Genomic DNA, 16,958 nt, shown 5'->3' with positions numbered 1-16,958 from the left:
GGGTTCGCCGCGGCGTCAGGCGGGCGCCACGCCCGACGGGGCCGGTGCCCTTCGTCATCACCCCCAGTCGACATCGACGGCCCGCCATTGACCGACAGGAGAGACTGCCATGCGACTCAACGCCGACTTCGACCGCCGGGCGGTGATCACCCCCGACGACTACCGCTGGGTGGGCTCGCCCATGCCCGGCGTGGAGCGGATGATGCTCGATCGCGTCGGCGACGAGGTGGCCCGCGCCACCTCTCTGGTGCGCTATGCGCCGAACAGCACCTTCCCGACCCACGAGCACGGCGGGGGCGAGGAGATCCTGGTGCTGGAGGGCGAGTTCGCCGACGAGCATGGCCGCTACCCGGCGGGTTACTACCTGCGCAATCCCATCGGCACCGCTCACGCGCCCCGGGTGGGCGAGCAGGGCGCGCTGATCTTCGTCAAGCTGCACCAGTTCTCGCCGGACGACACCGCGCAGAAGGCGATCGACACCCGGGCCGGCGACTGGCGACCGGGCCTGGTCGAGGGGCTCTCGGTGCTGCCGCTACATGATGTCGAGGGCGAGCACGTGGCACTGGTGCGCTGGGCGCCGAACACCCGTTTCCAGCCCCATGCCCACTGGGGCGGCGAGGAGATCCTGGTGCTCGAGGGCACCTTCCACGACGAGCACGGCGCCTATCCCGCCGGTAGCTGGCTGAGAAGCCCCCATCGCAGCCAGCACACCCCCTTCACCGGCGACGACGGTGCGCTGATCTACGTCAAGGTGGGTCACCTGCTGCCCGACTGAGGCTTACGCGGGCTGACACCTCGTTACCGCTCGCGCCTGTGCACCGCCCCTTGGACTGTGCTACCCATATAGGTGATTCTCACGAGTTGGCCCTTCGCCGAAGGGCCACGGACAAGGAGACGTCATCATATGGGTATCGAAGTCGGCGGCTTGCTGGGCCTCATCTGGCTGATCATCGTGATCTGGGCCATCGTCAAGGTGGCCAAGAGTGCGGCCGGGGGGCTCGCCAAGCTGCTCTGGATCCTGGTGCTGCTGTTCTTTCCGCTGATCGGGTTGATCGTCTGGCTGCTGTTCGGCCCCAAGGGGTAGCGACGCCTCTTGTCGAATTAGCTTCGCACCAGCCGTGTATCGATGCGGGCCGCCTTCGGGCGGCCCGCCTTCATGTGGGCTGGCCCTCACGACGGAAGAGCGGCCGCGACGGCGTCGGCGCCAGGCTCACGCCTCCGGCAGCGTATCCCGGGGCTCGCCCCGGTCGCACTTCACGCACCCAAGCGCCAGGCCGAGCCGCGAGCGACGGCCCGCCTCGGTGAGCACCCAGGGGCGCTCGACCCAGGGCGGCTGATGGCGGACGTGCTGGTGATGGCCGCAGGCGAGTTCCGCCACCCAGTGGCCCTCCTCGTCGCGGTGGTAGCCGACGATCGGCTGTTGCAAGGCGCTCTCCGTATCGGGGCAGGGGGTGCGGTGTGTCGCGGCGCGTGCGTGGGCGAGAGACGGCGCGGTGAGCGAGAGAGACCGCTCGGCGGTCGAGACATCGCTCAGTGATCGAGATACAGGTAATGCTGCCAGCTCAGCATGCGCAGCAGTACCCGACGCATGATCGCTACGTGGTGGAAGTGGTCGGAGTAGATGGCCACCTGGGCGCTCACCCCCAGGGGCAGCGGCGGCAGCCCCTGGTCGGGCACCAGCTCCAGGGTGACCAGGGCGCGACTTTGCATGTTGGTGAAGGCCTCGGTACCGATCAGCTGGCCGTTGGCAGCAAGCTGCGACTCGGCGATCGCCGGCAGCACTTCCTTGACCGTGGCGGCGTAGACTTGGCCGGGCAGCGAGTCGAAGACCAGCTCCGCCTCGAAGCCAGGCTCGATACGCAATAGCGCCTGCTGGCGAACGGCGGCGGTGAAGACGCCCTGCTGATCGTGGAGGAAGACGCCCAGCGGTCGCAGGGGCAGGGGGACGGCCATCATCCCCGGGCGCACGGCGAGCTGGGTGAGATAGCCGTCGGTGGGCGCGCGTATCACCGTGTTCTCTAGATCGAGCTGGGCCTCGCGCAGCTCGGCCTGCTTGGCCACCACCAGCGGGTCGATCCCGCTGGCGTCGGTCTGCTCCTGGGCGCGAGCCCGCTCCAGGGCCGCTCGGGCCTGCTCGACGATGGCCTGGGCACTGGCCAGCTGCTGGCGAGCGACGTCGATGTCCTGGCGGCTGAAGGCTGAGGCCGCGCTCTGGTAGCGGTCGAGGGGCTCGTTGGGTTCGGCGTTGACGGCGATCACCCGCGCGCGGACCTCGGAGACGATAGGCGTGACTACATAGGCCTGTCGCACCTGGCGGGTGAAGGGGTGGTTGTAGTTCATCAGCAGAATCAGGGTGCCGACCAACACGATGCCGCCGAGCACTGCAGTGGGCAGGGTCCACTTGTTGACCGGGATGCGAAAGAGCTTGAAGACGGCCACGCAGAGGGCGGCATAGGTGAGAATGATCAGCAGGTCCATGCTCGAAGGGTTTCCTTGCTAATGGGATGTCACGGTGATCAGGCGTCCGTACGCGGCGGTCTGGTCTCCAGGGCCTGCAGCCGATGCTGAAGCTCCTCGAGCTGTTGCTGCAGGCGCTCGATATCGTGGCGTTCGTGGGCCTGCTCTTCCTTGAGCGCCTGGAAGCCCCAGCCGCGCTCCGGGCGATAGAGGGTGGCCCAGATCCACAGGAAGGGCCAGATCACGTGCAGCGTGAACAGGCTCACCCAGCCGGCGACATGGATGGCGTCCTGATGGGGATGCTCGCGCTGCTTGGCGATCAGGTAGGGGATGTCGTGAATGGCAATGATCCCGTAGAACAGCACCAGGGCCACGAAGACGAGCAGGCCGAGCGCGAAATAGGAAAGCATGAGGACTCCCTGGCATCACGAAAGCGAGCCGCCGAGGCCCCAGGCCGCGCGGCGTTTTCTCGAGTCTAGCAGCCCCTCGGAGAACCGGCCTCTCAGGGGCTGGCGTGCGGCGTTGGCGGCCGGCGATAGCGCGTAAGGTGCGAGGTTATCACCGACTCGATGTCGGCCAGGATCGCCTCGTCGAAGGCGTTGAGGCCGAGGCGGCGCAGCAGCGGTTCGCGGCCGATCAGGAAGAAGACGATCTGGCCGATCAGGGTGTGGGTTTCCAGTATCACCCGTCGATCGTCGACAGAGCGGTCGGTGAGCCGCGCGATCAGGCCGCCGAGCGTTTCCTGGACCAGGCCGAAGGCCTCGGCCTGGAGAATCTCGAAGGCCTCGCCCGGCTGCACCTGCTCGCGCATCACCAGCAGCAGCCACTGGCGGCACTCCTCGTCCTCGGTGAAGGTGCGCACCATCCGCCGGGCGAGGGTGCGCAGCGCTTTCAGGGCGGCGTCGCGACCCTCGGCGGGCGCCGGCGTGGCCGCCGCACCAAGGAAGAGCCGCGCCCTCAGCTGCTCGGCGATATGGCGCGCCGCGGCGAGATAGAGGCCGCGCTTGTTGCCGAAGTGGTAGGCGATGGAGCCGATGTTGGCCCCCGCGGCCTCGGCCAGGGCGCGGGTGGTGGTGGCCTCGAAGCCGTGCTCGCCGAACAGCCGGATGCCGGCCTGGATCAGCCGGTCGCGGGTGTCGGAGGACGCGGGACGGAGTGTCATGGCGTCATGCCTCCCCGGCCGGTGCGCGGGTGTCGATGCCGAAGAAGACGGTGTAGAGCACCGGCACCACCCCCAGGCTCATCACGGTGCCGATGCCCAGGCCGAAGGCCATGGCCGCGGCCATGCCGTAGAACAGCGGGTCTCGGCCCAGGATCAGCGGCAGGAAGCCGAGGATGGTGGTGATCGCCGACATCAGGATCGGCCGCAGGCGCCGGGCCGAGGCCTTGATCACGGCATCGCGCCCTGAGAGCTCGGGGTCGGCGCGCTCGATGTCGATGCGGTCGATCAGCACGATGGCGTTGTTGATGATGATGCCGGCCAGGCTGTAGATGCCGAGCAGCACCATGAAGCCGAAGTCGGCGCGGGTGGCCAGCAGGCCCAGCGCCACGCCGACGATCACCAGCGGGATGGTGGCGATGATCACCAGCGGACGCTTGAAGGAGTTGAACTGCCCCACCAGCAGGATGAAGATCAGCCCGATGCACAGCGGCAGGTTGGCCTGCAGGGCGGCCTGGCCCTCCCGGGACTCCGCCACCACGCCGTCGAACTCGATCCAGTGTCCCGGGGCCAGCGTGGCCTCCAGGTCGCGCAGCGCCGGTTCCACCCGCGGCACCATGTCCTCGGCGGTGTAGTGGCGGTTGCGCCCCTCGACGGTGATGGTGCGCACCAGGTTCTCGCGGTCGATGCGGTAGTAGCCGCTCTCGAGGCGCACCTCGGCTACCTGGTTCAGGGGCACACCCGCCCCGGGGGTGCCCAACGGATAGACGATCAGCGACTTCAGGCGCTCGACGCTCCCGCGCTGGGCGTCGGCGTAGCGCATCATCACCGGGATGATGTCGTCGCCCTCACGGTAGTGGCTCAGGTGGTAGCCGTCGATGGCGCCGGTGAGCGAGCGGGCGATGTCCTCGGAGGTGATGCCGGCGCTGCGCGCCCGCGCCTGGTCGACCTCGATGGCAAGCGACGGAATCCGCGCCTCCCAGCTCTGGCGCACGTCCCGGGCGCCGTCCAGGTCGCGCAGGATCGCTTCGATCCGCTCGGCGGTGGCGAACAGCACCTCCCGATCCGGTCCCTTGACCTGCACCTGCAGCAGGGTGCTGTCGGAGGGGCCGAGGAACATCCGCGTGACCTGGGGCGAGAGATCCGGGTGGCGGGTGGCGAGGAAGTGGCGGGTCGCCTGGATCACCGCCTCGACCCGCTCGCGGTCGGCGACGTTGAGCACCATGAAGCCCTTGTTGGGCGCCGGGTCCAGCGGCGTCAGCGAGAGCACGAAACGGGGACCGCCGAAGCCGGCATAGGCGGCCACGCCGGTGACGTCCTCGGCGAGTGCCGGGGCGTCGAGCAGCTCGTCGCTCAGCGCCTGGACACGCTGGCCGGTCAGGGTCTCGGCGATGTCCGAGGGGAAGTCGATGGTCACCAGCACCTGGTTGCGGTCCGAGTCGGGGAAGAACTTCTTGGGCACCAGCTGCATCATCGCCACCCCGGCGATCAGGGTCAGCGCCATGGCGGCCAGGAACAGCCCGCGATGGTGGAGCAGTGCGGTGAGCCCGCGGCCATAGTGCCGGGAGACCCAGCCGAAGGCGCGGTCGGCGAGTCGGGGAGTGTCGTGGGTCCCGTGCGTGCCCGGCGGCTCCCCCGATGGCGCCTTCAGGAAGCGGTAGCAGAGCGCCGGGGTAACGGTCAGCGACAGGAACCAGGAGGCGAGCAGGGTGATGGCGATGACGATCGAGATCGAGCGGGTGTACTCGCCGGAGGCGTGCTCGGCGAGCATCAGCGGCAGGAACACCAGGATGGTGGTCAGGCTCGAGGAGAGCAGCGGCAGGGCGAGCTCCGCGCCGGTCTCGCGGATCGCCGCGTCGCGGTCGCTGCCGGCCTCCAGTCGGGTCTTGAAATCCTCGGCGACGACGATGGCGTTGTCGACCAGCAGGCCCAGGGCGATCACCAGGGTGGCGAGGCTCGCGCGCTGCAGGGTGATCTCCGCGAGGCCCATCACGGCCAGCGTCACCAGCATCACCGCGGGGATGATCGATCCGACGATCAGCCCGGTGCGCAGGCCCAGGAAGAGGATCACCACCCCCAGCACGATGGCCAGCGTCTGCATGACGCTGGCGGTCACCCCGTAGACGGCGTTGGCCACCTGCTCGGGCTGGAAGGTCATGATGTCGAGGCGGTAGCCGGCCGGCAGGGTGGGGCGGATCTCGTCCAGGCGCGCCCGGACGGCGCGGCCGACGTCCAGCACGCTCTCGCCCTCCTGCATCGAGACGGCGAAGACGATCGCCGGCCGGCCGTTGAAGTAGGCGGGACGGTCCGGCGGATCCTCGACCCCGCGGCGGATCTCGCCGAGGTCGCGCAGGCGCAGGGTGCCGCCATCGGGCAGGCGCAGCTCGGTGTCGCCCAGCGCCTCGAGGCTCGCGAACTCGCCGCTGACCTCCAGCGCCAGGCGCTGCTCGCCGGCCTCGAGGATGCCGCCGGGCGGGAAGATGTTGCGGCGCTGGATCTGGCCGGCCAGCTCGGTCGGTGAGAGGCCGAGCTCGGCGAGGCGCGCCTCGGCGATGTCGATGAAGATGCGCTGCGCCTGCACGCCCAGCAGCTCGACCCGCTTGATGCCGGCGACGCCGTAGAGCCGGGTGCGGATGTGCTCGGCGATCTCCTGCTGCTCGGCCTGGGGGAAGTCGGCGGCGGTGAGCGCCGCGGTGACCACGGCCACGTCGCCGAAGTCATCGTTGAGCACCGGGTCCTGGGTGCCGGCCGGCAGGTACGGGCGCGCCGCCTCGACCTTCTGGCGCACCTCGTCCCAGATCTGCTCCAGGTCGAAGTAGCGGTCCTGGATCTCCACGTGGAGGATCGAGCGGCCGCGCATCGAGGTCGAGCTGATCCGTTCCACCTCGCCGATGGCGCGGATGCTCTCCTCCAGGGGCTTGGTGATGTTCTCCTCCACCTGGGCGGCCGGCAGGCCGGGGAAGGCGGTGGTCACCACCGCCTCGCGCACGGTGATCTCGGGATCCTCCCGGGCCGGCAGGGTGGCGTAGCTGTAGAGGCCGAAGAGCATGGCCACCAGGGTGGCCAGGTAGAAGACCGGACGGCGCTTGAGGGCGAGTTCGCTCAGGTTCATGGCGGCCTCAGTGGTAGCGCTCGGGGCCGTGGCCGAGCAGGCTCACGGTCTGGCCGGGGCGCACGAACTCCACGCCGCGCGCCACGATACGCTCCCCCGGGGCCAGCGCGCCGCGCACCGAGGCCCGGCCCTCGCCCATGCTCACCACCTCCACCGGGACGCGCTCGAGGGCCAGCTCCTCGGTGATGCGCAGCACGTGGGCGCGGCGCCGGTCGTCGCCATCGTCATCGCCCTCGCGGCTGTGATCGAACACCAGGGCGGTCATCGGCACCGGCAGCAGCGGCGCGCCGTCGCTTGCGGTCTCGCGCGCATCCAGCGACAGCTCGACCCGGGCGGTCATGCCCGAGCGCAGGCCGGGGGGCGGCGCGTCGACGCCGAGGATCACCGGATAGTCGTTGGAGGAGCGGGGTTGGGTGCCCAGGTGGCGCAGGGTGGCCGCGCTCTCGGCGTCGCCCAGGGCGGGCAGAATGACGCGGTGGGTCGAGCCCGGCGCCAGGGCGTCGACCAGCGTCTCGGGCACGCTGGTCTCGACCTCGAAGCCCTCCCGGTCGGAGATCACCTCGAGCACCGGCTGGCTGGCCGCGACCCGCTCGGCGGGCTCGGCCCGGCGCCGGCTCACCGAGCCGTCGAAGGGGGCCGCGAGACGGGTCAGCGTCAGGTCGCGTTCGGCGAGCGCGAGGGTGGCCCGGGCAGAGGCCAGGTGGGACTCGGCGGTGCCCAGGGCGGCCCGGGCGGCATCCAGGCGCGTCTCGCTCACGTAGTTCTGCTCGGCGAGGCGGGCGTGGCGGCGGTAGTCCTGGCGCTTCTCGCGCAGGACCGCCTCGGCCTCCTGCCGCTCGGCGCGGCGCTGGTCGGCCACCAGGCGATAGCGGGCGTCGTCGAGTTCGGCCAGCACGTCGCCGGCGGCGAAGCGCTCGCCGACGTCGACCCGGAGCCGGCGCAGCTCGCCGGGGATCTCGAAGCTCAGGGACGTGCGTTCGGCGGCCTTTATCCGGCCCGAGAGGCGGGTGATGGCGGCGCCGTTGCCCGCCTGGATGACGTGGCTGTCGACCACCGTCGGCGGCGGATCGGCGGGCGCGCCCGCCTCCGGCGAGCAGCCGGCGACCAGCCACGAGAGGCCGGCCAGCAGGAGCCAGAGGGCCGGAAGACGACGGCGGAGCGGCATGGGAGCAATCCTCGACGGCGAGAGACGGGCGTCGGGTGCGCCCGAGGCCAGACCGGCAGTGTATTAATCAGCTGATTAAACCACAAGGCGTCACCCGCCTCGGCTGGCCAGGGCCGCCGGCGTCGGCTGGCCGCCGAAGGTCTTCACCAGGGTGTCGAGCACGTAGCGGACCCGCCGTGACGGTGTACGCCCCGAGGGATAGACCACCTGCAGGGCCCCCGGCGCGCTCTCGTATTCGCGCAGCAGCGGTACCAGTCGCCCGGCGGCGAGATCATCGGCGATGTCCCACTCCGACTTGCGGGCGATGCCCAGGCCGCGCACGGCCCAGTCCCTCACCAGGCCGCCGTCGTTGGCGATGCGCCGCCCCCGGACGGCCAGGTGGCGGGTCCTGCCGTCGATCACGAAGGGCCAGCTGGCCTCGATGGCGTCGCCGAATCGCATGCACAGGCAGTCATGGTGGCGAAGTGCCTCGGGGTGCCCGGGGACGCCATGACGTGCCAGGTAGTCCGGCGCGGCGCACAGGATCCGCGCGTTGTCGGCCAGCCGGCGAGCCTTCAGGGAACTGTCGGTGAGGGTGCCGAGGCGGACCGCCAGGTCGATGCCCTGGGCGGCCAGGTCGACATAACCGTCGCTCAGGGTCAGCTCGACGCTGATCTCCGGGTGCGCGTCCATCACCTCGTCGAGCAGCCGCGAGAGCCGCTGGCGTCCCAGGTCCAGCGGCGCGCTCAGACGGATCGGGCCGGCCAGGCGTTCGACCCCCAGGCGGATCCGCGTCTCCAGCTCCTCGGCCTCGGCCAGCAGCCGGCGTCCGCCCTCCACCAGGTCGCGACCCTCCTCGGTGAGGCTGATCGCGCGGGTGGTGCGGTGGAGCAGGCGGGCGCCGAAGTGTCGCTCCAGGGCGGCCAGGCGCTCCGAGACGGTGGCCGGGGAGAGCCCCAGTTCGCGACCGGCGGCCGCCAGGCCGCCGCACTCGACGATGCGCAGGAAGACCTGCAGGTGTTCCAGCATCATTATTCGGATTTTCCAAATAGTGTTTTTGGGGAAGGATAGATTATCCGGAAAGCCTGGGGGTGTAAAAAGGCGGTCGGGTCGGCCGGAAAGCCGGTCGACGAATCCCCCGACTGCCAGGAGACCGCGATGACGGACCTCTTCACTCCCTTCGACCTCGGTACGCTGCGGCTGCCCAGCCGCCTGGTGATGGCGCCCATGACCCGGGCCAGGAGCCGCCAGCCGGGCAACGTGCCCACGGCCCTGATGGCCGAGTATTACGCCCAGCGGGCCAGCGCAGGCCTGATGATCAGCGAGGCGACCCAGATATCGCCCCAGGGACAGGGATACTCCTTCACCCCGGGCATCCACAGCGCGGAACAGGTCGCCGGCTGGCGCCGGGTGACCGATGCCGTGCATGCCCAGGGCGGGCGCATCGTCCTGCAGCTCTGGCACGTGGGGCGCATGAGCCACGAGAGCTTCCATGCCGATGGCCGGCCGGTGGCGCCCTCGGCGCTGGCACCGGACGCCAGCGTCTGGGTGGCCGACCCGGAAACCGGGGAGGGGGGCATGCGGCCCTGCCCGGTGCCGCGGGCGCTGGCCAGCGAGGAGATACCGGGCCTGGTTGACGACTATCGGCGGGCCGCCGCCAACGCCCGCGAGGCCGGCTTCGATGGCGTCGAGATTCACGCCGCCAACGGCTACCTGATCGATCAGTTCCTGCGTCGCTCGGCCAACCGGCGCCACGACCGCTATGGGGGCAGCCGCGACAATCGCCTGCGCTTTCTGCTCGAGACCGTCGAGGCCGTGGCCGGCGAGATAGGGGCCGAGCGGACCGGCGTGCGGCTCTCGCCCTTCATCACCCAGCGCAACATGCACGACGACGAGGTCATTCCGACGATCCTGGCGGCCGCCGAGGCCTTCCAGCGGCAGGGGCTGGCCTATCTGCACATGGCGGAAGCCGACTGGGAGGACGCCCCCGAGATTCCCGACGACTTCCGGGTCGCCCTGCGTCGCGTCTACTCGGGCGCCATCATGGTGGCCGGCAAGTATGACCAGGCCCGGGCCGAGGCGTTGCTGCGCACGGGGCTGGTGGACCTGGTGGCCTTCGGGCGCCCCTTCATCGCCAATCCCGACCTGCCGCGCCGCCTGGCGACCCGGCGCCCCTTGAGCCCCTTCGACTCGGCGACCCTGTTCGGGGGCGGTGCCGAGGGCTACATCGACTATCCCGAAGCGTCGACCGGTGCCTGAACGCCCCGCTTGCCTCATGCGCCCCGCTCCCGCCGATCGCCCTTACCCCAGGAGTCTTCCATGAAAGCCGTTGCCCTGACCGAGTACCTGCCCATCGAACATCCCCACGCCCTGCAGGACATGGAGCTGGAACGCCCCGTGCCCCGAGGCCATGACCTGCTGGTGGAGGTCCACGCCGTGGCCGTCAATCCCGTGGACGCCAAGGTCCGCGCCCCCAAGGAGCGCGTCGAGCCCCATCCCCGGGTACTGGGCTGGGACGCCAGCGGGGTGGTGGTCGCCGTCGGCGAGGACGTCAGCCTGTTCCGGCCGGGGGACGAGGTCTACTACGCCGGCGACATCACGCGCCCCGGCAGCAATCAGCAGTACCAGCGAGTCGACGAGCGCATCGTCGGGCGCAAGCCGGCCCGGCTCGACCATGCCGAGGCCGCGGCCTTGCCGTTGACCGCCATCACCGCCCATGAGGCGCTGTTCGACCGCCTCGGCATCGATCCCGACGGCGCCGATGCCGGGCGCAGCATCCTGATGATCGGCGCCGGTGGCGGCGTCGGCTCCATCGCCATCCAGCTGGCCCGGCGGGCCGGCCTGACGGTCATCGCCACGGCATCGCGGACCGAAACCATCGACTGGGTACTGTCGCTGGGTGCCCAGCACAGCGTCGACCATCACGGCGACCTGGAGGATCAGGTCCAGGGCCTGGGCTTCTCGAACGTCGATCACGTGGCCATCTTCAACGACATGCGCCACTGGGCGGCGGCGGTCGCCCTGGTGCGTCCCCAGGGCAGCATCGTCGCCATCGACGACACCGACCTGCCGATGCCCATGGCGGGCCTCAAGACCAAGGCCGCCAGCCTGCACTGGGAGTTCATGTTCGCCCGGCCGATGCACCAGACCCCGGACATGATCGAGCAGCATCGGCTGCTGAACCGGGTGGCCGACGAGATCGACGCGGGACGGCTGCGCACCACCCTTGCCCGGACCCTGTCGCCGATCAATGCCGATAACCTGCGCCGTGCTCATCGATGGATCGAGAGCGGCCAAGGGCGGGGCAAGCTCGTCGTCGCGGGCTGGGAGGGCAACGCCTGAGCTCTGAAAGAGCCGATTCATCGGGGACTGCCGCGTTGCCCTTGGGCGATAAATAAACGAAGCGCGTCGACCCTCTTCCTTCCGTCACCGGGCCGTGTCCCGGTGACTCAGGAGATGTCAGCCAAGTATCGACAATGTGTGATGACATCCGGCCGCTGCGCCCATGAGCCGGGCTGCCGTCGAAGTGGAAAGCTCGCGTACCCTTCATGGAAACCCTGTTTTTCGTTATGAGGGCTATGGGAAAATAGCACCAATGTTCTTCTGTGCCGGGAGTCGGAGATGTCGCTACGCCGCTGGTTTGCATTGCTCCTCGCCCTTCTCGCCGTCGCCGGCCTGTTGGTGGTCGCCGCCGGGATCTATCGTTTCAACTTCACCCAGGACGACCTCTATTACCGCACGCCTTCAGGGGAGGTCGTGTCGCTGGAAGAGTGGGAGACGCGCCAGGCGGCCGGGGACGATGTCATGCGACGGTTGTTCTCGATCGCGGATGGGGGGCCCCTGGCCCTGAGGTTGCCGGAGCTGGATCAGGCCGTGCCCCTGACCCGCTTCGAGCCGGAGGGGGAGTTCACCCGCGCGGTGGGCGAGTACAGCCTGGGCCCGGAGCGGGGGCGCATCGTGATGGACGTCACGAAGATGCGTGCCCTCTCTCTGGAACGCGGCGGTCGGCGCTATCTGGCGGTGCCGTTCAGCGTCTCCAACCAGGGCTCCGGGGTCTTTCATTACCTGGCCCTGCTGGAGCACGACGCCGACCGCCAGCGGGTGAGACATGTCGACAGCGTGCTGCTCGGCGACCGGGTGGTCATCGAGTCCCTTGTGCCCGCCCCCGACGGACGGCGCCTCGTGGTGAGTGTCGTCTCGCGATTCCCGGGCGCCGGCGATGCCGGGACGCCCGATACCCGAGAGATCGCCGTCGAGACCGGCCCGGTGCGCTTCGCCGTTCCCTCCTCATGACGAGGTTCCTTCGAGAGCGTCTCGCCGGCCTCAGCGCTCCGAGGAAGCCGCCCAGATGTTGACGCCGCCCTCCACCGCATGGCGGTCGATCTCGGCGAGCTCCTCGTCGGTGAAGGCCGGACCGCTGAGGGCGCCCACGCTGTCGATGACCTGCTCGGGCCGGCTGGCGCCGATCAGCGCCGAGGTCACCCGGCCGCCGCGCAGCGTCCAGGCGATGGCCATCTGGGCGAGGGTCTGGCCGCGGCGCCGGGCGATCTCGTTCAGCGCCCGCACCCGCGCGAGGTTCTCCGGCGAGAGGTGGTTATCGTTGAGCGCCTTGCCCCGCACCCGCCGGCTGTCCTCGGGGATGCCGTCCAGGTACTTGTCGGTCAGCAGGCCCTGGGCCAGCGGTGAGAAGACGATCGAGCCCATGCCCAGGTCGTCGAGGGTGTCGAGCAGACCGTCGTCCTCGATCCAGCGGTTGACCAGCGAGTAGCTGGGCTGGTGGATCAGGCAGGGGGTGCCCAGCGAGCGCAGGATCTCCACCGCCTCGCGGGTGCGCTGGGCGTTGTAGGAGGAGATGCCGGCATACAGCGCCTTGCCCTGGCGCACCGCCTGGTCCAGGGCGCCCATGGTCTCCTCGAGCGGGGTCTCGGGGTCGAAGCGGTGGGAGTAGAAGATATCGACGAAGTCGATCCCCAGCCGCTCCAGGCTGCGATCCAGGCTCGAGAGCAGGTATTTGCGGCTGCCCCACTCGCCATAGGGCCCCGGGTGCATGCGGTAGCCGGCCTTGGTGGAGATCACCAGCTCGTCGCGGTAGCCGGCGAAGTCGCTCGCGAGGATGCGCCCGAACAGCGTCTCGGCGCTGCCGGGGGGCGGGCCGTAGTTGTTGGCCAGATCGAAGTGGGTGATGCCGTGATCGAAGGCGGTGCGGCAGATCGCCCGGGCGTTGTCGACGCTTCTGGTCTCGCCGAAGTTCTGCCACAGCCCCAGCGACAGGGCCGGCAGCTTCAGGCCGCTGCGTCCGCAGCGGTGGTAGGGCATGCGCTCGTAGCGATCGTCCGCGGGGGAGTAGGGCATGGGGATCTCCTGGTGATTGCTGCGCCCGCTCGGGGGGAGCGGGCGTCATGCCGGGCAGGCGGCGAGGTGCGTGCGGTCGCGTCCGGCGCGCTTGGCGGCATAGAGGGCGGCGTCGGCACGCCGGAAGAGGCCGGGGTAGGGCTCCCCCGGCTGGTGCTCGCCGATGCCGCCGCTGACGGTCACGCCGAGCGTCTGCCCGTCGTCGAGAGACACTCGCCCCTGGCGCACGTGGGTCCGTATGCGCTCGACGATCTCCCGGGCCGCCCGCTGACTGGCGCCGGGCATCACGATGACGAACTCCTCGCCGCCGGTACGGGCCACGAGATCGCCCTCGCGCAGGCACTGGGCCATGCGCTCGCCGAGCCAGCGCAGCACGCGGTCGCCGACATCGTGGCCGTGGGTGTCGTTGATCACCTTGAAGTGGTCGATGTCCAGCACCGCCAGGGAGAAGGGCGGTTCACCGGCGTTGCGCGCCTGCATCAGCCCCTCGATCCGATGTTCCAGGGCGGAGCGGTTGGGCAGGCCGGTGAGGTGGTCGCGCATGGCCCGGTCGGCCAGGTGGTCGCGCTCGCGACGCACCCGATCGAACTCCACCTCGTGGGTGATCACGCGCTCCGCGGCGTTGGCGATCAGCCGCAGCAGCTCCTCCTCGATCTCGCTGAAGGGGCGCCCGCGCGGAGCGGCGCTGGAGAAGTTGAGGGTGCCCCAGACCCGGCCGTTCACGCACAGCGGGATGCCGATGTAGCTCTCCAGGCCGAAGGCCTGGTAGCAGGGGTGGCCGCTGATGCGCGGATCCTCGCCCGCCCGCACGGTGTGGAAGACGTCCGCCTCGTCGAGCATCAGCCGGCAGTAGGTGTCGCCCAGCGGAAAGGTGGTGCCCGGTGCGATCTCGGGGCCCCGGGAGGCGGCCCACCAGACGGTGTAGCGCTCGTCCTCGATGCGGCTGATCAGGCCGATCTCCAGGGAGAGGTAGGCGAGGGCGTCGTCCAGCAGCTGCTCGACGATCTCCCGGGTGCCGATATCGGTGCGGTTGATGCCGGTGTGCACGTCACGCAGCAGCTGGATCATCGTCCCGTACTCGGAGATGTCCTGGATGATGGCGTAGAACCCCGCGACCTCGCCGTCGATATAGTCGGGTACGTAGTGGACCTTGAAGTAGTGGGTGCGGCCATCGGCTAGCGTCAGCCGGTCCTCGTAGCTCACCTCCTCGCCGGCCAGGGCGCGGCGAAACCGCGGCGCCACCTTGGCGTAGGAGGCCTCGTCGAGCACCGACGACACCGGCCGGCCGTAGAGGGCCTCGCGGCTGAGGCCGATGAAGTCCAGGTAGGCCTGGTTGTTGAGGCGAAAGCGGCCGTCCGGGTCGACGTAGGCGACCATCATCGGCAGGCGGTCGACGAGGCGCTGGATCACGCCGTCGCCCTCCGAGGCCTCGGACGTCAGCCGCAGGGCGACGCTGCCGTCGGAGAGCGCGTAGACGCTGCAGGCGTCGGTCTCCACGGCCCGGGTCTGGCCGGTCTCGGACGCCAGGGTGCTGAACTGCTCGATCAGCGTGGCGGCCAGGCGCACGCGTGGATCGGTCAGCTCGTGAAGGGGGCGATCGATGAGCTCCTCCCGGGGCGCGTCGAGCAGCGTGTCGGTGTCGCCGATGGCATCCAGGATTCGTCCGTCGCGGTCGACCTGCAGGTGGACGGTGCGCGCAAGCGTCAGGACCTCCTCGCGCCATGAGGGTGAAATCATGTAGTGAATCGCCTCTCGCTCATGTGATTCTGACGATTCACGCTGCCGCAAGCCGGGGAGGATGTCCACGAAAAAGCGCCGCCGGGGGAGCCGATGGACGAGCGATCCTGCACCAGCTCCAGCAGGATGCCGACTTCGGCGCGGGCGTGCGGCCCGCGCCGAAGGCGGTGTGGGGGGAAGGCTCCAGCGGGGTCAGTGCGAGTGCCGAGCGGTACCGGTCGGCCGGCGGGTGAAGCGCACCGGCGGGTTGTGCCGGTCCTCCCCGGTGGCCCGCTCCGGTGCCGGGCGCACCTGCCAGCCCCGACGAGTCGCCCAGGCCTTGAGCTCCCGGTAGTCGAGCAGGGGATGTTGTCGGGTGGAGGGGGTGGGGGCGGGAAAGGCGTTGGCGAGGTGGGGGTAGCGGGCCAGGGCATCGGCGTCGCCGTGAGCGCTCAGGGCGCGATCCAGGGCGGTCTGCCACGCCCTGGCGTCGTGACGTGCGGTGGAGTGAGTGACCTGCATGGGGTGTACCTCCATTGATGTGCCAGTTTCCGGGCCATGAAAAACGCCCTGCCCGGCGTGGCCGGACAGGGCGTCATCATCTGGGGTGGCGGCAGGCCGTTGGACGCGTCGCGTCGTGCGGGTCGCGATGGGCATCTCCATCATGACGAGGCCTCCCTCCAGCATGCCGGGGCGAAATGCCCCGGCCGTCTATGGGATCGATCTACGGCTCAATCCCAGCTCAGCGCGCCGCCCACCTGGTACTCGGTGACGCGGGTCTCGAAGAAGTTCTTCTCCTTGCGCAGGTCGATGATCTCGCTCATCCACGGGAAGGGGTTCTTGGCGCCCGGGAACTGCTCCTTCAAGCCGATCTGGGCCAGGCGACGGTTGCAGATGAAGTGGAGGTACTCCTCCATGATCGCCGCGTTCATGCCCAGCACGCCGCGGGGCATGGTGTCACGCGCGTAGGCGATCTCGAGCTCGGTGCCCTCGAGGATCATCTGGGTCACCTCGTCCTGGAACTCGGGCGTCCACAGGTGCGGGTTCTCGATCTTGATCTGGTTGATCATGTCCACGCCGAAGTTCAGGTGCATGGACTCGTCGCGCAGGATGTACTGGAACTGCTCGGCGACGCCGGTCATCTTGTTGCGGCGACCCATGGAGAGGATCTGGCTGAAGCCGCAGTAGAAGAAGATGCCTTCGGTCACGCAGTAGAAGGCGATCAGGTTGCGCAAGAGCTCCTGGTCGGTCTCCGGGGTGCCGGTGGTGAAGTCCGGGCGGGAGAGCGACTGGGTGTGCTTGAGGCTCCAGGCCGACTTGGCGGCGACGGAGGGCACCTCGCGGTACATGTTGAAGACTTCGCCTTCGTCCATGCCCAGCGACTCCACGCAGTATTGGTAGGCGTGGGTGTGGATCGCCTCCTCGAAGGCCTGGCGCAGCAGGTACTGGCGGCACTCGGGGTTGGTGATCAGGCGGTAGAGGGCCAGCACCAGGTTGTTGGCAACCAGCGAATCCGCGGTGGAGAAGTAGCCCAGGCTGCGCTCGACGATGCGCCGCTCGTCCGCGGTGAGGCCTTCGGCGCTCTTCCACAGGGCGATGTCGGCGTTCATGTTCACTTCCTGGGGCATCCAGTGGTTGGCGCTGCCGTCCAGGTACTTCTGCCAGGCCCACTCGTACTTGAAGGGCACCAGCTGGTTGAGGTCGGCGCGCGCGTTGATCATCTGCTTGTCATCGACCTCGATGCGCGCCGCGCCCATCTCGAGCTCCTCGAGGCCGGCGGCCACGTCGAGCTCTTCCAGCGAGCGCTTGGCGCGGGCCATGCGGTCCTCGTCGGCCACCTGGTAGGCGCCGGCGCTCTCTGCCACCGCGTCCGGTGCGGGCGCGGGCTCGGGCGCCGCCGCCGGGGCGGGCTGGGCCGCGGCCGGCTGCTCGGCGACCGCGCTATTGTCGTCAATCGTGTCTTCGTGAAATTCGTCCCAGTTCAGCATGTCGTGTTCCTCGATGTGTCGTGGGGCCGG

The 16,958-nt window shown here is 69.5% G+C and carries 16 protein-coding genes; 5 read left to right on the top strand and 11 right to left on the bottom strand.

Features of this window, described 5'->3' with window-relative positions; all coding sequences use genetic code 11:
• The first annotated feature begins 109 nt into the window (after positions 1–109).
• Both ACGTNG_RS03285 and ACGTNG_RS03280 read left to right on the top strand, forming a co-directional pair.
• Complete coding sequence (locus ACGTNG_RS03285; protein ID WP_394575453.1) at positions 110–775, top strand: cupin domain-containing protein; 666 nt, start codon at positions 110–112, stop codon at positions 773–775.
• A 129-nt stretch (positions 776–904) separates the two neighbouring features.
• Complete coding sequence (locus ACGTNG_RS03280; RefSeq protein WP_394575452.1) at positions 905–1,084, top strand: PLDc N-terminal domain-containing protein; 180 nt, start codon at positions 905–907, stop codon at positions 1,082–1,084.
• A 126-nt stretch (positions 1,085–1,210) separates the two neighbouring features.
• Here the strand turns inward: ACGTNG_RS03280 and ACGTNG_RS03275 are convergent, their stop codons facing one another.
• From ACGTNG_RS03275 to ACGTNG_RS03245, 7 genes are all read right to left on the bottom strand, one after another.
• Positions 1,211–1,426: a DUF3565 domain-containing protein gene (locus ACGTNG_RS03275; protein WP_394575451.1), complete on the bottom strand. Its 216-nt coding sequence runs from the start codon at positions 1,424–1,426 to the stop codon at positions 1,211–1,213.
• Between the two features lie 104 nt (positions 1,427–1,530).
• On the bottom strand, positions 1,531–2,478 hold the full coding sequence (locus ACGTNG_RS03270) for an HlyD family secretion protein (protein ID WP_394575449.1): 948 nt from the start codon (positions 2,476–2,478) through the stop codon (positions 1,531–1,533).
• Between the two features lie 38 nt (positions 2,479–2,516).
• A complete protein-coding gene (locus ACGTNG_RS03265) occupies positions 2,517–2,867 on the bottom strand; it encodes a DUF3302 domain-containing protein (protein ID WP_394575447.1) in 351 nt (116 codons plus the stop codon).
• A 92-nt stretch (positions 2,868–2,959) separates the two neighbouring features.
• Positions 2,960–3,619, bottom strand: a complete 660-nt coding sequence (locus ACGTNG_RS03260; RefSeq protein WP_394575446.1) for a CerR family C-terminal domain-containing protein — start codon at positions 3,617–3,619, stop codon at positions 2,960–2,962.
• A gap of 4 nt (positions 3,620–3,623) precedes the next feature.
• Positions 3,624–6,728, bottom strand: a complete 3,105-nt coding sequence (locus ACGTNG_RS03255) for an efflux RND transporter permease subunit (protein ID WP_394575445.1) — start codon at positions 6,726–6,728, stop codon at positions 3,624–3,626.
• A gap of 7 nt (positions 6,729–6,735) precedes the next feature.
• Positions 6,736–7,893 (bottom strand): efflux RND transporter periplasmic adaptor subunit, encoded by a 1,158-nt coding sequence (locus ACGTNG_RS03250; protein ID WP_394575444.1) that lies wholly within the window; start codon positions 7,891–7,893, stop codon positions 6,736–6,738.
• A gap of 90 nt (positions 7,894–7,983) precedes the next feature.
• Positions 7,984–8,904, bottom strand: coding sequence for a LysR family transcriptional regulator (locus ACGTNG_RS03245; protein WP_394575443.1), 921 nt, complete (start codon positions 8,902–8,904; stop codon positions 7,984–7,986).
• A gap of 126 nt (positions 8,905–9,030) precedes the next feature.
• Between ACGTNG_RS03245 and ACGTNG_RS03240 the strand changes: the two genes are divergently transcribed.
• The 3 genes from ACGTNG_RS03240 (at position 9,031) to ACGTNG_RS03230 (ending at position 12,165) form a co-directional block, all read left to right on the top strand.
• Positions 9,031–10,131, top strand: a complete 1,101-nt coding sequence (locus ACGTNG_RS03240; protein WP_394575442.1) for an alkene reductase — start codon at positions 9,031–9,033, stop codon at positions 10,129–10,131.
• A 60-nt stretch (positions 10,132–10,191) separates the two neighbouring features.
• Positions 10,192–11,214, top strand: coding sequence for a zinc-binding alcohol dehydrogenase family protein (locus ACGTNG_RS03235; protein ID WP_394575441.1), 1,023 nt, complete (start codon positions 10,192–10,194; stop codon positions 11,212–11,214).
• A gap of 279 nt (positions 11,215–11,493) precedes the next feature.
• The gene (locus ACGTNG_RS03230; protein WP_394575440.1) at positions 11,494–12,165 is read left to right on the top strand and encodes a hypothetical protein; all 672 of its coding nucleotides are present in this window, start codon (positions 11,494–11,496) and stop codon (positions 12,163–12,165) included.
• A 30-nt stretch (positions 12,166–12,195) separates the two neighbouring features.
• Here the strand turns inward: ACGTNG_RS03230 and mgrA are convergent, their stop codons facing one another.
• The 4 genes from mgrA to ACGTNG_RS03210 form a co-directional block, all read right to left on the bottom strand.
• Positions 12,196–13,224, bottom strand: a complete 1,029-nt coding sequence (gene mgrA / locus ACGTNG_RS03225) for an L-glyceraldehyde 3-phosphate reductase (protein ID WP_394575439.1) — start codon at positions 13,222–13,224, stop codon at positions 12,196–12,198.
• A gap of 45 nt (positions 13,225–13,269) precedes the next feature.
• Positions 13,270–14,961, bottom strand: a complete 1,692-nt coding sequence (locus ACGTNG_RS03220; protein WP_394575438.1) for a sensor domain-containing diguanylate cyclase — start codon at positions 14,959–14,961, stop codon at positions 13,270–13,272.
• A 192-nt stretch (positions 14,962–15,153) separates the two neighbouring features.
• Entirely contained in the window at positions 15,154–15,462 is a 309-nt protein-coding gene (locus ACGTNG_RS03215) for a hypothetical protein (protein WP_394575437.1), read from the bottom strand.
• Between the two features lie 209 nt (positions 15,463–15,671).
• On the bottom strand, positions 15,672–16,928 hold the full coding sequence (locus ACGTNG_RS03210) for a ribonucleotide-diphosphate reductase subunit beta (protein WP_394575436.1): 1,257 nt from the start codon (positions 16,926–16,928) through the stop codon (positions 15,672–15,674).
• Positions 16,929–16,958 lie beyond the last annotated feature (30 nt).

The organism is Halomonas sp. B23F22_3 (assembly GCF_043496965.1).
In the GTDB taxonomy this organism is placed as follows: Bacteria; Pseudomonadota; Gammaproteobacteria; order Pseudomonadales; family Halomonadaceae; genus Halomonas.
This window is presented reverse-complemented; position numbering and strand designations above follow the sequence as displayed.

What these genes read in the sequence shown, in the direction of transcription:
- ACGTNG_RS03285 (WP_394575453.1), top strand. Translation starts at nt 110, where the DNA reads ATGCGACTCAACGCCGACTTCGACCGCCGGGCGGTGATCACCCCCGAC.
- ACGTNG_RS03280 (WP_394575452.1), top strand. Translation starts at nt 905, where the DNA reads ATGGGTATCGAAGTCGGCGGCTTGCTGGGCCTCATCTGGCTGATCATC.
- ACGTNG_RS03270 (WP_394575449.1), bottom strand. Translation starts at nt 2,478, where the DNA reads ATGGACCTGCTGATCATTCTCACCTATGCCGCCCTCTGCGTGGCCGTC.
- ACGTNG_RS03265 (WP_394575447.1), bottom strand. Translation starts at nt 2,867, where the DNA reads ATGCTTTCCTATTTCGCGCTCGGCCTGCTCGTCTTCGTGGCCCTGGTG.
- ACGTNG_RS03260 (WP_394575446.1), bottom strand. Translation starts at nt 3,619, where the DNA reads ATGACACTCCGTCCCGCGTCCTCCGACACCCGCGACCGGCTGATCCAG.
- ACGTNG_RS03255 (WP_394575445.1), bottom strand. Translation starts at nt 6,728, where the DNA reads ATGAACCTGAGCGAACTCGCCCTCAAGCGCCGTCCGGTCTTCTACCTG.
- ACGTNG_RS03250 (WP_394575444.1), bottom strand. Translation starts at nt 7,893, where the DNA reads ATGCCGCTCCGCCGTCGTCTTCCGGCCCTCTGGCTCCTGCTGGCCGGC.
- ACGTNG_RS03245 (WP_394575443.1), bottom strand. Translation starts at nt 8,904, where the DNA reads ATGATGCTGGAACACCTGCAGGTCTTCCTGCGCATCGTCGAGTGCGGC.
- ACGTNG_RS03240 (WP_394575442.1), top strand. Translation starts at nt 9,031, where the DNA reads ATGACGGACCTCTTCACTCCCTTCGACCTCGGTACGCTGCGGCTGCCC.
- ACGTNG_RS03235 (WP_394575441.1), top strand. Translation starts at nt 10,192, where the DNA reads ATGAAAGCCGTTGCCCTGACCGAGTACCTGCCCATCGAACATCCCCAC.
- ACGTNG_RS03230 (WP_394575440.1), top strand. Translation starts at nt 11,494, where the DNA reads ATGTCGCTACGCCGCTGGTTTGCATTGCTCCTCGCCCTTCTCGCCGTC.
- mgrA (WP_394575439.1), bottom strand. Translation starts at nt 13,224, where the DNA reads ATGCCCTACTCCCCCGCGGACGATCGCTACGAGCGCATGCCCTACCAC.
- ACGTNG_RS03220 (WP_394575438.1), bottom strand. Translation starts at nt 14,961, where the DNA reads ATGATTTCACCCTCATGGCGCGAGGAGGTCCTGACGCTTGCGCGCACC.
- ACGTNG_RS03215 (WP_394575437.1), bottom strand. Translation starts at nt 15,462, where the DNA reads ATGCAGGTCACTCACTCCACCGCACGTCACGACGCCAGGGCGTGGCAG.
- ACGTNG_RS03210 (WP_394575436.1), bottom strand. Translation starts at nt 16,928, where the DNA reads ATGCTGAACTGGGACGAATTTCACGAAGACACGATTGACGACAATAGC.